Source organism: Butyrivibrio sp. WCD3002 (assembly GCF_000424265.1).
Lineage (GTDB): Bacteria > Bacillota > Clostridia > Lachnospirales > Lachnospiraceae > Butyrivibrio.
This window is the reverse complement of sequence record NZ_AUJO01000001.1, coordinates 428781-442247: the sequence shown is the minus strand read 5'-3', so window position 1 is coordinate 442247 and position 13467 is coordinate 428781. Positions and strand designations below refer to the sequence as shown.

At 40.0% G+C, this 13467-nt stretch carries 11 protein-coding genes; all 11 read right to left on the bottom strand.

The annotated features are described in order from the left end of the window. Nucleotides 1-4: 4 nt before the first annotated feature. The gene (glgB, locus tag G608_RS19525; protein WP_051208709.1) at nt 5-2530 is read right to left on the bottom strand and encodes a 1,4-alpha-glucan branching protein GlgB; all 2526 of its coding nucleotides are present in this window, start codon (nt 2528-2530) and stop codon (nt 5-7) included. 319 nt (nt 2531-2849) lie between these two features. Next, complete coding sequence (locus G608_RS0101810) at nt 2850-3515, bottom strand: DUF4340 domain-containing protein (RefSeq protein WP_026494575.1); 666 nt, start codon at nt 3513-3515, stop codon at nt 2850-2852. A gap of 1 nt (nt 3516) precedes the next feature. Beyond that, nucleotides 3517-5646, bottom strand: coding sequence for a Gldg family protein (locus G608_RS0101805; protein WP_026494574.1), 2130 nt, complete (start codon nt 5644-5646; stop codon nt 3517-3519). Beyond that, entirely contained in the window at nt 5646-6740 is a 1095-nt protein-coding gene (locus G608_RS19520) for an ABC transporter ATP-binding protein (protein WP_035794289.1), read from the bottom strand. The genes G608_RS0101805 and G608_RS19520 overlap by 1 nt, the downstream gene beginning before the upstream one ends. Nucleotides 6741-6887: 147 nt before the next feature. Further along, entirely contained in the window at nt 6888-7325 is a 438-nt protein-coding gene (dut, locus tag G608_RS0101795; protein ID WP_026494573.1) for a dUTP diphosphatase, read from the bottom strand. A gap of 93 nt (nt 7326-7418) precedes the next feature. Further along, complete coding sequence (locus G608_RS0101790; protein WP_026494572.1) at nt 7419-8726, bottom strand: alpha-amylase family glycosyl hydrolase; 1308 nt, start codon at nt 8724-8726, stop codon at nt 7419-7421. Between the two features lie 91 nt (nt 8727-8817). Beyond that, on the bottom strand, nt 8818-10461 hold the full coding sequence (locus tag G608_RS19515; protein ID WP_051208707.1) for a DEAD/DEAH box helicase: 1644 nt from the start codon (nt 10459-10461) through the stop codon (nt 8818-8820). Between the two features lie 80 nt (nt 10462-10541). Further along, the gene (gene pgsA / locus G608_RS0101780; protein WP_026494571.1) at nt 10542-11078 is read right to left on the bottom strand and encodes a CDP-diacylglycerol--glycerol-3-phosphate 3-phosphatidyltransferase; all 537 of its coding nucleotides are present in this window, start codon (nt 11076-11078) and stop codon (nt 10542-10544) included. Further along, nucleotides 11062-12459, bottom strand: a complete 1398-nt coding sequence (gene rimO, locus G608_RS0101775; RefSeq protein WP_026494570.1) for a 30S ribosomal protein S12 methylthiotransferase RimO — start codon at nt 12457-12459, stop codon at nt 11062-11064. The genes pgsA and rimO overlap by 17 nt, the downstream gene beginning before the upstream one ends. Nucleotides 12460-12472: 13 nt before the next feature. Next, nucleotides 12473-12754 (bottom strand): DNA-directed RNA polymerase subunit omega, encoded by a 282-nt coding sequence (gene rpoZ / locus G608_RS0101770; RefSeq protein ID WP_026494569.1) that lies wholly within the window; start codon nt 12752-12754, stop codon nt 12473-12475. Nucleotides 12755-12792: 38 nt separating this feature from the next. Continuing rightward, nucleotides 12793-13416 (bottom strand): guanylate kinase, encoded by a 624-nt coding sequence (gmk, locus tag G608_RS0101765; protein ID WP_026494568.1) that lies wholly within the window; start codon nt 13414-13416, stop codon nt 12793-12795. Nucleotides 13417-13467: the final 51 nt, after the last annotated feature.

Sequence of the window (13467 nt, the reverse complement as noted above, 5' to 3'; positions counted from 1 at the left end):
TGTATTATTCGTCCTTCTTTTTAGTGTTTTTTGTATTAGTTTTAGTCTGTGTCTTTTTTGTTGTCTTTGAAGCAGGCTTCTTTGTCGCAGTCTTCTTGGGAGCAGCCTTTGCTGTGGCCTTTTTCTTAGATCCACCGGTTATGGATTTAAGAGCAGCCTCTGAAACAACGCTGGAGATTCTCTCTTCCTCTATCTGCTCATACTTCTTCTCAATTGCTTCCTCCTGAGCAGCAAGTTCTTTTTCATAGCGCTCATGAAGCTCCTTAAGAAGTTCAGCTTCTTCCTTCTCCTGTCTGTCCTTGAGCTCTCTAAGAGCCTTTTCACGCTCATTCTGCTTCTTTATTGCCTCTTCTTCGCGAATCTTTCTGATCTTCTTCTCCTGTGTTGTGTAAGGAGTGTATGAGAAAATAGCAATTGAAGTAGCAGCAACCTTAACAGGAATTGAATAAGGTCTTCCGTCAGCTTCAGTAAAATCAGCTTCAATTCTTCCTGGATTAACAATACCCTGTCCGCCAAAGTTGGTATCATCAGAGTTGAAAATCTCATAGTATTTACCATCAGCAGGGACGCCTACTTCGAAGGTTCTGTCTACACCTGCCATGTTTACAACTACAAGGAGCATGTCACCGTCTTTTTCTCCCTTACGGATAAAGGACATCATGCACTCCTCAGCTGCCATGCTGTTAACCCACTCAAAGCCTGCATCGTTGGTATCAAGCTGATGAAGGGCCGGTCTCTGATTGTAGATCTCATTCAGCATGTGGATCATGTTTTCAAGGAAAACTGCATTATCAATGCTGAGAGCTGAAGGATCCATGTAGAACATCTTCTTTCCGGGATGGCACATTGCATAAGCAACAGCAAGTCTGACACCTGCCATCTTTTGTGCTGAATCGCCGGGCATAAGATCATAAAGTCCTTCTAAGCCTTTTCCAATTTCTTCGTGAGTAAAAGCAAGAATAAATCTCTCTGTATAGCAGTAAATAAGTGAGAATGTAAGCTCATTATGATTGCCTGATCTGAAAAGCGGATCGTTCTGAATGTAATCAAGGAAGTCCTTGGTCCATCCATTATTCCACTTATAATCAAATCCAAGTCCGCCGTCGTCAAGCTCTCCGGTAACTCTTGGCCAGCAGGAGGTCTCCTTGGTCATTGTGAGAAGTCCCGGATTCTTTGCCTTTAATACATTATTAAAGTTGCAAAGGAACTCTTTTGCCTCAAGATTCTCGTTTCCGCCATATATATTAGGGATCCACTGACCGGGCTTTCTGTCATAGTCAAGATAAAGTATCTTAGCAATATCAGCAGCTCTAAGGCCATCCAAATGGAACTTCTGTGTCCAGAAAAGTCCGCAGGAAACAAGGAAATTTGTAACCTGTTTTCTTCCAAAATCAAAGATCAGATCACCGGTTCTTGGATGTACACCCATTCTGGGATCGGGATATTCGTAAAGAGCCTGTCCATCAAAGGAATTAAGTCCGCACTGAAGCTTCGGGAAAAATGTAGTAACAAAGTCCATAAATACCTTGATACCTGCTTCGTGCATAATATTAACGAATTCCATAAATCCGTCAGGTGTTCCATATTTTCCCTGAACTGAGAAAAACCCTGTGATGTGATAAGGATGTCCCCCAATATGCTCCATTACAGGGAAAAGCTCAATAGCATTAAAGCCATGATCCTGAACATAAGATAAAATATCAAGAGCAAGCTCTTTGTAATCAGGAATATGATTCTGATGCCTTGCTGCAAAAGATTCTATATTTATCTCACAGATTGAAAGAGGATCGCTGTCTCTGTCAAATTTGGTTCTGTCTTTTATAAATGCTGCATCAGTCCACTTAAAGTCCTTAATTCCAACAACCTTAGATACAGTAAAGCCTTTATCTGCAAAAGCATATCCATAAGGATCGGGGCGCTTGAAAATGACGCCGCCCTTAGTTTTTATCTCGTACTGATAGCCTACGCCCTCATTTGCACCGGGAATAAAAATCTCAAAGACGCCGGACTGTTCAACTCTCTTCATCTGGTTGACTCTTCCGTCCCATTCGTTAAAATCACCGATAACGCTGACTCTTGCAGCATCAGGTGCCCATACAGCAAAGCTTGTACCTTCAATACCATTAATGGTTACAGGATGTGCACCGAGCTTCTCATAGATGTCATAATGAATTCCACTGTTGAACTTTATGAAGTCCTCCCTGTCCATCTGCGGCTCAAAATTATAGGCATCATAGATTTCCTTGATCTCACCATTATCAAGCTTTATCCTGTATTTATAATCGGTACCTTCCTTAATAGGTATCAGCGCTGCAAAAAAGCCTGCTTCATCTGCAAGCTCCATCTTATATGTTTTGCTGCCACCTGAAGGCACAATCGATATTTCTACTGCTGAAGGATAAAAGGTCTGAATAAGAAGATTGGAGCCTACTTTGTGGGCCCCCAAAATGCGATGAGGATCGTCTCCGTCAGAATAAATAATTTCTTCAATCTCCGGCCAATTCATAAGTTTATATAGCTTATTGTTCATCACATTTCCCTCCACATGGATAAATTTTCAAAATACTCTGACAAATATTATAGCACAAAAACCGCCGCAGGTAGTCGTTTTATCAAATGGTCCATTTTCTTGTTCCGGTAAAGCTCGGATATTATCAGCATTTAACAAGTTCAAATGCTTTGCCCGAGCTTTAAATCACCGAAAATGGACCATTTGTTAAAACTTACTGCAGTGGCTTTTGTGCTTTTAAAATGTCCATGTATTTAAATTTTTTCTTTGTTAACTTCCCTAGTAAATTTCCGATTTTTTTGATGTATACCTAATAACAATCTTGCTTTCTAGTGAATGGTTAATCTCCGGTTGTATTGGTTTCGGAGGATTCTTCTGTTGATGATTCAGTATTATCATTTGTGTTTTCTGGTTCATTTACACTTGTAGAATCCTCTTCGGATGATGTTGTATCATCTGCTGTGGTTTCTTCAGTAACTCTTATGTCATCAACTGAGAATCCAAAGTTGGTTTTGATGATGGAGTTTACTGTGTAGATGGTTGGGTTGTCGTCGACAAGGATGTAGTACTTGTTGATGGTATTGTTGTAGTCGCCAATCTTTATGATGTGACTTGAGCCGTCAGCAAGAGTAATTTCTACGGTTTCGGCAGGGGTGACAAGTCCAAAGTCGGCGAGGTCGCTGTAGTCTTCCGCAACCTGATCTGAGGTTATGGATTTAAGGGAGTTTAATTTGGTAGTGATTTTACTCTCATCAACATCGACTGTAGCATCTTCCTTAAGAGTCCAGGTTTCATCGCCATCTTTTTTAAGGGTGAATTCACCGTTAGTATTTGTTACGTGCATAGCTGTGATATCGGCATCATCACCGAGATTAAGAGCTGTGTATGTGGGTTCGCTCTCTTTTGCCGCTGCGTCTTTATTATATTTTTGAAGTCCGAAGTATCCACCTACAAATATTAATAATAAAACTATAAGAATTATTAACTGAAATTTTTGTTTTTTCATTTTATTTCCTTCTTCTGATGATCCAGACTGCAAGGCCTGCAAAGAATATTACAAGAACAAGTGCTGCAAAGCCTGCCATCATGAATATGCAATAGCTTCCTTTTATTGATAAGGGGGTTTCTGCATCCTTGGCAGGGATAGTAACCAGTTCCTTATCAAAGGTTACAAGGGCATTAATAGAATTAGCAAAAAGTCTTACGTTATTTCCCTGAACCATCTGATCAGCGCCTTCTGTGAACATGTCTCCTGATGTGTATATAACTGCTGTTGATGATCCGGAATCAAGTTCTTTTACAGCTTTAAGACCTATAATGTAAGGACCGTTCTCGCTCTTATCATCAGGATTAGTAATTGACTGAAGGTAAGCACTGTCAGAACTCTTAAGAAGCTCTGTAACAGTAACGTCATCTTTTGCAGTATAACTAATAGCCTGACAAAGAGGTGCAAAAACACTTCCAAATCCCTGTGATGTAATGGAGCTGGTAATAGTATCAGTTCCAAGTTCAGGTAAAATGTAATATGGATCAGAACCTGCTACATAGTTATTAGCATCTGCCTCAATAATCACACTGCCTTCTTCAAGGCTTGCACCATAGTAATCAAGGATCTTGCCAAAATTAGTAAGTTCTCCGTCTGTCTTATAGAAGGTGATTATAAGTGCATTTCCGCCATTATTAAGATAATCAATTACCTTGTTTGCTTCATCCTCGCTGTAATCTACAAGAGGTGTATTGAGAATAAGGAGCTTGCAGTCATCCGGTACCTTTTCACTTGTAAGAAGTGAAAGCTCTGAAACCTTTATATTGTCCTTATCCAGAACATCGCTGAATTTGGATGTAAATGAAATCTCATTGTGTCCTGTGATGCTGTAGGCGTTCATCATGTCATCATCGGAGAGGCATACATATTGAAGTGCATAAGTAAGCTCGCCCTCTGAGTCATAGCCTGTGATTGACTGCTGATAAGTCTGATAGTCCATTGTGGATTCGAACATATCATTATAATTGATAACCTTGCTTCTTCCGTTAGTCTCATTTACAACTATTACGCTTGAATAAGCAACAGAACTATCAGTGTAATTCTTTGCAAACTGAGGATTGAGAACAGGATCGATATACTTAAGGGAAATATGATCATTTAATGACGCATACTGCTTTAATATTTTCTCGACTGATTCATCCTTAGTCTTTGACTGGGCATCATCTTCCTGTGCAAAGAAATATAAAGTTATATCATCAGTAATCTCTTTTGCAATTTTCTCAGAGTCAGCTGTTAAGGAATAAAGGTTCTGAGGTGTAACATCTGCCTCTCTGATCTCATCAGGAATCTGGAGTGCTGCCATGTTTGCAGCTATAACTGCGGCAATAAGAACAATAACCGTTACAGTGCTGTATGCTGTAATACTGAAGTTCTTTTTCGAAACAGAATATCTTCTCTTCTGAATCAATTGCATAGTTAACACAAGGAAAAGCGCTGTTACAGATATAAAGTAAACAATTGATGTAACATCACAGTTACCTGTCATCATCTTTGCCATTCTTGTTGAAAAATCGATGGTAGATGCAAGAAGATCCTTTACAAAGGTTGACTGTAAGCTGTTATAAAAATTAGCACTAAGGTTACCAAGCAATATTACAAGTATTGATATTACTGCACAGATAAGCGGGTTATCTGAAAGGTTTGATATAAAAATGCAGATTGCAATAAGCATCACTCCATAAAGGAAGAAGCCCAGAATGCTTGTGTAGTTCCATAAAAGCGGCACATCTCCAAAAAGGTTAAGTACCGGAGGCATTGCGCAGATAAAAGCTACCGGTATAGCAAATATAGCTACAATTGCAAGAAACTTACCAAACACAATGCTTCCAACAGATACAGGAGCTGTAAGAATTAACTGATCTGTTTTATTTTTCCTCTCCTCTGAAAAAGCTCTCATACTAAGGATTGGAATAAGGAACATAAGTCCCCAGTAACCAAGGTTATACAGGCTTCCGTTTATATTGTTGGATAAGCCCATAAGGTTAAATATTGAAAAGAAAAGTGAAAACATAAAAATGACTGCAGCAATAAAGAGCGGTCCTATAAATGAATGAAGGTAGGATTTAAACTCCCTTTTAAATATAGCAAGCATTATTCCTCATCCTCCTTATTTTCAATTTCTTCCACATCCTCTGCAACTGCTTTAGATTTTTCTTCAGAAATAGTCTCTTCTGTTGTTGCTTCGGATTTTTCTTCACCAGACTCATTGTCAGCTTTTGAGTCGTCACTATGATTCTTAGCTTCTACTTCACTGTTACCAGTTGCCTCAAGGAATACATCCTCAAGAGTCTTCTTCTGAGTCTCCATAGAAAGTACAGGGAGGCCAACTCCTGCAAGAGCTCTTGCAATGTCAGCTCTGATGTCCTCAGATGAATTGTTGACGACTTCAACCACAACGCCGCCCTGAGCATCCTTTTCTTCCTCAATAGTAATTTCAGAAATTGAAGGCACACCTGCAAGGACGCCTTTTATCTGTGCATCCGTTCCAAGTATAGACATTCTGATATGCTCAGCTCCGCCAAACTTCTCCTCAAGCTCATCTGGAGTTCCCTGACAAACAAGCTTTCCATGAGAAATAATAAGTACGTCATCACATACTTCATTTACCTCAGACAAAATATGTGAGCTGAGAATTACGATGTGATCATCTCTAAGAGATCTTATAAGATTTCTAATTTCTATAATCTGCTGTGGATCAAGACCTACTGTGGGCTCGTCTAAGATGATAACCTCAGGAAAACCGATTAAAGCCTGAGCAAGGCCTACTCTCTGTCTGTAACCTTTAGACAGATTTCTTATCATGCGACCTTCATATTCTCCAAGCATGGTAAGGCTCATAATTTTAGCAATCTGGTCTCTTCTTTCCTTTTTGGGTACCTTTTTAAGATCTGCTACGAAATAAAGATATTCGGATACTGTCATATCCATATAAAGAGGCGGAAGCTCAGGAAGGTATCCGATACATTTTTTTGCTTCCTCCGGTTCCTTTACAATATCATGTCCATCAATAGTTACTGTTCCCCCATTGGCAGCAATATATCCTGTCATGATATTCATGGTTGTTGATTTACCTGCACCGTTTGGTCCAAGAAAACCGTAAATCTTACCCTTTTCAAGAGTAAATGATAAATGATCTACTGCTTTGTGATTGCCATAGCTTTTCACAATATCCTTGACTTCAATCAAAGTAATTACCTCCCTTTAGCGTTCTTAACGCAAAAAAATCTGTGCATGTATGATAATCGCTTATCTCTATGCACAGACTTTAGTTTACTACTGTATTAAATTTAATTTGTGACTTAATTTGCAAGAAATTGTGAAAAAAATGTGTTTTTACTGTTTACCTGTTGATCCAAAGCCGCCGGCACCGCGTTCTGATTCCCTAAGCTCATCAACAACTTCAAACTCCACCTCAAGATAGGGCTGAATGATGATCTGAGCAACTCGCTCATTAGGAGTAATGGTGCGCTCAACATCAGAATCGTTATGAACGGCAACGATTATCTCACCGCGATAATCAGAATCAACAACACCAACGCAGTTTGCAGGGCGAAGGCCTTCCTTAGTTGCTATACCGCTTCTTGCATAGATGCCACCAAAATAACCATCCGGGATTTCCATAGCAAGTCCGGTTCCTATCTTTGCTGTTGTGTGAGGAGCGATCTTTGTATCCTCCTTCACATTTGCATAAAGGTCATATCCCGCAGCTGCAAGACTTCCTCTTCCGGGTAATGTAGCTTCACTGTCAAGCTTTTTGATTTTAACTAACACTTTTCATACTCTCCTTTATAATAAAGTTCTTCTTTGTAATTTATTCTCGCGCCAAAGCTCAATCATACAAAATCACTGATTAGCAGATTTTCATCAATAAGGCTGCAATACATAGGCAGTACATGCAGGGATATCAAGTCCTCCGCCAAAATCTATTGTCTCACCGGTGATAAGATCATGAGCTCTTCCGGCTCTGGCATTAAAGTCAATATGAACAGGATTATCATCTGCATTAACAGCTATCATAACTCTGTCACCATCAGTTTCACGCTCAATAATGCAATATTTATTCTGAAGCACCAGCTGCTTCATATCACCGTACTGCAGAGCCTTGCTTTCCTTCTTTGCCTTATACAGCGCAGCAATAACATCTGTAAGCTCATTCCACAAAGGTTCATCAAAGCATGCCCTAAGAGCCGGATCACCCTCTGACTTGTGAGCCTTTGCTCCCCACTCTGAGCCGTAGTAGACAGTAGGAATCCCGGGCATTCCAAACATCATTGCATAAATCAGCGGTAGATGTCTCTCATTATTGAGATTACTTGCTATTCTTGAAACATCATGATTATCTACAAACGAAAGCAGGTGCTCACCTCTGTACATGCACCAGTTCTCAGGCCCAAACTGCCTGAGAAGCGAGTGGACAATCTCAAACATATTCATGGTATTAAAGCTTGAAAAAAGCCCCTTGTAGCATTCATAGTTTGTAGCACTATGGCATAGCTCAGGTCCCATAACCTTGTGGTAATCGCCGCCAATCATTTCGCCCACAAGGAAAAAGTCCTCTTTTCTTGCAAGCATGGAGCCTCTAAGTCTCTTTATAAAATTCTGTTCAAGACAATATGCCACATCAAGTCTTAAACCGTCTATATCATATTCATCTATCCAGCTGTTTGCAGCATCAAGAAGGTAATTAACCACATCCTCATTCCACAGATTCAGCTTAACAAGATCGTAGTTACCTTCCCAGCCTTCATAGTAAAGGCCGTCATTATAACCGTTATTGCCATCGAAGTTGATGTGAAACCAATCCTTGTACTCACTGTCCCATCTTTTTTGAAGTACATCCTGAAATCCAAAAAAGCCGCGGCCCACATGATTAAATACTCCGTCAAGAATGACCTTTATGCCTTCCTTATGAAGCTTATCGCAGACCTTCTTGAAATCCTTGTTGGTGCCAAGACGAACATCAATCTTTTTGTAATCCCTTGTATTATAGCCATGGGTATCTGACTCAAATACAGGGTTAAAAAGAACTGCACCTACACCCAGCTTCTTAAGGTGCGGTATCCAGTCAATAACCTTCAATATCCTGTGCTCCTGTTTGCCATCATTCTCAAACGGTGCACCGCAAAATCCCAAGGGATAGATTTGATAAAAACCAGTTTCGTAAGCCCACATATAAAATTCCCCTCATAAAAAATGTAAGTAAATATTGATAAACGAATTACTCCGTTTCTTCGAAACTCTCGCAATTCTACAACTCATTATATCAGTTTTCTCTACGACTTATGCCAAGTTTTTCACTTTTGGGTCTGGTATTTCTTCTAAACTTATCTGCTGATGCCTTTTTGTGCTTTGCACCTTTACCTGCATCAGAGAAAAATCCGCCCTTCTTTCCATCCTTTGAGAAGAATTTCTTCTTACCATCCTTATCGGATGAGAAGCCTCTTCCTCTGCCTGCGCGATCCTTATCTCCAAAGAATCCCTTTCCATCACGTCTTCTGTCTCCGGTTCTCTTGCCATCGCGATAGGAATGACCTCTTCTCGGAACCTTGAAATCAATCTCTGCAGGTGCCTTACCCATTTTAAGCTTTAAAAGACCGGCAGCAAGCTGCTCTGCTGTATATTCACCCTCATCGATTTTCTTTTGAACGAAATCGTAAGCATCGCCAACCTCGTTATTCTCGATAAGGTCTATAACCTCGGAGAATACCTTTCTTGCCTTCGCTCTCTGTACCTCTTTAACAGAAGGAATATCGTTCTCTTCAATCTTTGTATGACAGATTCTCTCAATTTCACGAAGCTTATACATCTCTCTGGGAGTTACAAGTGTATAAGACTTACCGCTTTTTCCTGCTCTTCCTGTTCTTCCGATTCTGTGAACATAATATTCTGTATCTTCAGGAATATCGTAGTTGAATACAGCAGTAACTCCGCTAACGTCGATTCCTCTTGCAGCTACGTCTGTTGCAATAAGGAAATCAGCCTGACCGAATCTGAAAATATTCATAACAGTATCTCTCTGATACTGTGAAAGATCACCGTGAAGTCCTTCAGCTCTAAAGCCCTTCTTTTTAAGACTGGATGTAAGCTCATCAACTCTTTTCTTGGTATTACAGAAAATAAGGCTTCTTTTTGGCTGATTGTATTCAATAAGTCTTGTAAGCGCTTCCTCTTTGTAAACTTGAGGAATCACATAATAGCTCTGCTCAATAGCCTTAACTGTGATCTCCTTGGGAGTCATACGGATGTACTCAGCATCATGCTGATACTTTTTGGTAATCTGTAAAATAGGTTCGGGCATTGTAGCTGAGAAAAGTGCTGTCTGTCTCTCCTCAGGCATACCCTCAAGGATGGTCTCGATATCATCCCTAAAGCCCATATCCAGCATTTCGTCTGCTTCATCAAGAACAAGAATCTTTACATCCTTCATCTTCATGGTGTGACGTCTCATGTGGTCCATTACACGACCGGGAGTACCTACAACAATCTGAACACCTGATGAAAGTGCTCTTATCTGTCTTGAAATATCCTGACCACCGTATACAGCAAGAACCTTAATTCCGTGCATGTATTTACCAAAGCTTCTAAGGTCATCTGCAGCCTGCATGGCAAGCTCTCTTGTAGGGCAGAGAATTACTGCCTGAAGATGCTTCGATTCAGGATTTATGCTCTGAAGTGTGGGAATACCGAAGGCAGCAGTTTTTCCTGTACCTGTCTGTGCCTGACCAATAAGGTCTGTTCCTCTCATCATTACAGGAATAGCGGCAGCCTGGATAGGTGACATGTACTCAAAGCCCATCTCTGTAACTGCGCGAAGGACTCTCTCGTCAATTCCTTCTGCCTCATCATATCTGATGCGGTTATCCTTCTTTTCCTCTTCTTCCATTACGTCTTTTAAAATATCTGACATTCTTACCTCTTTCTAAAAATTAAAAAATGGAGGACAACATTTAAATAATAAATGCTGTCCCCCACTAGCATTAACATAAATTACATTGCTCCGCTCATCACGTCTTTATTCTTAATTAGATAATCAACAAGCGAAACTATAGTGAGCACAAGTGCTATATACATTATTATCGTTGTTACTACCTGTAACTGTGCGATATTGGCAATCATAAGGATTACCATGATCATCTGAAAAGTTGTTTTAAACTTACCCCAGTAGCTTGCGGCTATAACCCTTCCCTTTTCAACTGCTATCAGTCTGAAGCCGCTTATTATAAATTCTCTTGCAATAATTACCACTACTATCCATGAAGGAATTCTGCCAAGCTCTATAAGGCAGATCATAGCGCTGCAAACAAGAAGCTTGTCCGCAAGAGGATCCATAAATTTTCCAAAATCCGTTACAAGATTATATTTTCTTGCGATTTTTCCATCAGCCAAATCTGTAAGTGATGCAACTACGAAAATCGTAAGAGCTATCCATTTATCAGCTTCGCCAAATATTGGTACAAGTAAAAATACTACAAAAAATGGAATAAGTAAAACTCTAAATACAGTAAGTTTATTCGGCAAATTCATCCTGGTTCCCCTCCACAATAAGTTCCCCAACCAGATCGTAATCGTTGGAACCTGTTATTTTTACTTCTACAAACTGTCCGCTCATGAGATCATACGGAACATCCATTATAAAAATATATCCATCTACATCAGGCGCATCCATAAAGGTACGTCCAACATAAGTATAACCGTATTCATCCTCATCGTCATCAGTTATTCTGCCTTCAATAACAACAGAAACTGTCTGACCTACACGATTTCTTGCAGCTTCAAATACGATTTCCTGCTGAAGCTCCATTATCTCATCACGGCGCTTTTCTTTAATATCTTCATCAATCTGATCAGGCATCTCGCCTGCAACAGTATCCTCTTCCTGAGAGTATGTAAAACATCCAAGCCTGTCAAATCGCATCTCTTTAACAAACTGAAGAGTTTCCTCATGATCCTCATCAAGCTCGCCAGGGAATCCTGCGATAAGAGTAGTTCTTATACAGATGTCAGGAATTCTTTCTCTGATATATTTAATTCTTTCAGTAATTTCAGCCCTGTTGGTCTTTCTTCCCATCATGCGAAGAACATGATCAGAACCGCTCTGAATAGGAATATCGAGATAATTGCAGATCTTTGGTTCACTGGCGATTGTATCGATCATCTCGTCAGTAATCTCTTCGGGATAACAATACATAAGCCTTATCCAATTGATTCCCTCAACCTTGCAAAGCTCTTTAAGAAGTTCCGGAAGCTTTTTCTCACCGTAAAGATCAACTCCGTAAAGTGTCGTCTCCTGAGCAACAAGTATAAGCTCTGAAACACCCTTATCTGCCAGTGCTTTTGCTTCAGCTACAAGCTCCTCCATAGGAACTGAGCGATATCTTCCTCTGACCTTTGGAATTACACAATAGGTACAGTTCTTATTGCAGCCCTCTGCAATCTTTAGATAATTGAACTGGCCGCCGGTAGTCTGAATTCTTTTTCTGTTTCCAACAGGCTTTTTATCAAGGCTATCCAGATATTCTTTTTCAGACAGAGACTTTTGAGAATCGGCATTTTCTTCAAGAACAGAATCCAAAGCTTCTATAATATGCTCAATTGAAGCTGTACCAATAATTCTGTCCACCTCAGGAATTTCCTCAAGAACTTCATCCCTGTATCTCTCTGCAAGGCATCCTGTTACAATAAGCGCCTTGTACTGTCCTGAAGTACGATACTTAGCAAGATCAATAATAGTATTGATACTTTCTTCCTTAGCATCACCAATAAAGCAGCATGTGTTTACCACTGCTGCTTCAGCGATTTCTTCGTCATCTGTGAATTCATGACCTCTGCTGGATAACATTCCGAGCATAACCTCGGAATCCACACGGTTTTTATCACATCCAAGTGATACAAATAAGATTTTCATAGATTATAATCTATTACTCCTCTGTAGTGATTTCTTCGTTATCCTCGATGAGAGCAGCCTTCTCTTCATCAGAAAGAATACGAAGCTTGTCATCGTTAAGCTCGTCAACAGCGATTGAAAGGAATTTCTCCTTATCCTTAACCTTTACCATAGGCTCATCACCTGCAATAAGCTGTCTTGCTCTCTTTGCAGTAGCCATAACGATTGAGTATCTTGAGCTGATAATAGGCTCATTTCCTTCCTCAACGTCCTTGTTTACTACCTTCATTAAATCTACGTATGACGGATGTATCATGTTTTTCCTCCATAAAATATCTTAGGTTTTATTATAGCTTATTTTAGTTCTGAAAGCTGCTCTCTGATGCTCTGAATAAATTCCTCATTGCGATCAGGTGTATAGTGAGCTGCCTGTATGATTTCATGCATTGTGGTAACGCATGTATCAAGATCATCATTGATTATTATATTATCATATTCGTCAATACCCTGTCCCTCTTCTTTTGCTCGAAGAAGTCTTCCGTGTATGACATCCTCTGTCTCTGTTCCTCTTCCGATAAGCCTTCTCTTAAGCTCCTCAACAGTAGGCGGCATTACAAAGAGTAAAAGTGCCTTGGGGAATTTCTTCTTTATCTGAAGTGCTCCCTGAATCTCGATCTCAAGGATTACATCTTTTCCCTGATCCAGCTTCTCTTCAACGAAGGTCTTGGGCGTACCGTAATAATTGCCAACGTAATTAGCATATTCAACAAGTCCATCCTCTGCGATAAGCTTCTCGAATTCCTCTTTTGTTACAAAAAAGTACTCTTTTCCATGTGTCTCACCGGGCCTGGGATTCCTGGTAGTAGCTGATACTGACAAAGCATAATTATCATACTTCTGTAAAAGAGCCTTCATCAGTGTGCCTTTTCCTGCTCCTGAAAAACCCGAAACAACAACAATAATACCTTTTTTATTCATCAAAATACCACACTTCCTTATACGGATCTGCTTTTACCCGCAATAGAGCTG

What these genes read in the sequence shown, in the direction of transcription:
- glgB (WP_051208709.1), bottom strand. Translation starts at nt 2,530, where the DNA reads ATGAACAATAAGCTATATAAACTTATGAATTGGCCGGAGATTGAAGAA.
- G608_RS0101810 (WP_026494575.1), bottom strand. Translation starts at nt 3,515, where the DNA reads ATGAAAAAACAAAAATTTCAGTTAATAATTCTTATAGTTTTATTATTA.
- G608_RS0101805 (WP_026494574.1), bottom strand. Translation starts at nt 5,646, where the DNA reads ATGCTTGCTATATTTAAAAGGGAGTTTAAATCCTACCTTCATTCATTT.
- G608_RS0101790 (WP_026494572.1), bottom strand. Translation starts at nt 8,726, where the DNA reads ATGTGGGCTTACGAAACTGGTTTTTATCAAATCTATCCCTTGGGATTT.
- G608_RS19515 (WP_051208707.1), bottom strand. Translation starts at nt 10,461, where the DNA reads ATGTCAGATATTTTAAAAGACGTAATGGAAGAAGAGGAAAAGAAGGAT.
- pgsA (WP_026494571.1), bottom strand. Translation starts at nt 11,078, where the DNA reads ATGAATTTGCCGAATAAACTTACTGTATTTAGAGTTTTACTTATTCCA.
- rimO (WP_026494570.1), bottom strand. Translation starts at nt 12,459, where the DNA reads ATGAAAATCTTATTTGTATCACTTGGATGTGATAAAAACCGTGTGGAT.
- rpoZ (WP_026494569.1), bottom strand. Translation starts at nt 12,754, where the DNA reads ATGATACATCCGTCATACGTAGATTTAATGAAGGTAGTAAACAAGGAC.
- gmk (WP_026494568.1), bottom strand. Translation starts at nt 13,416, where the DNA reads ATGAATAAAAAAGGTATTATTGTTGTTGTTTCGGGTTTTTCAGGAGCA.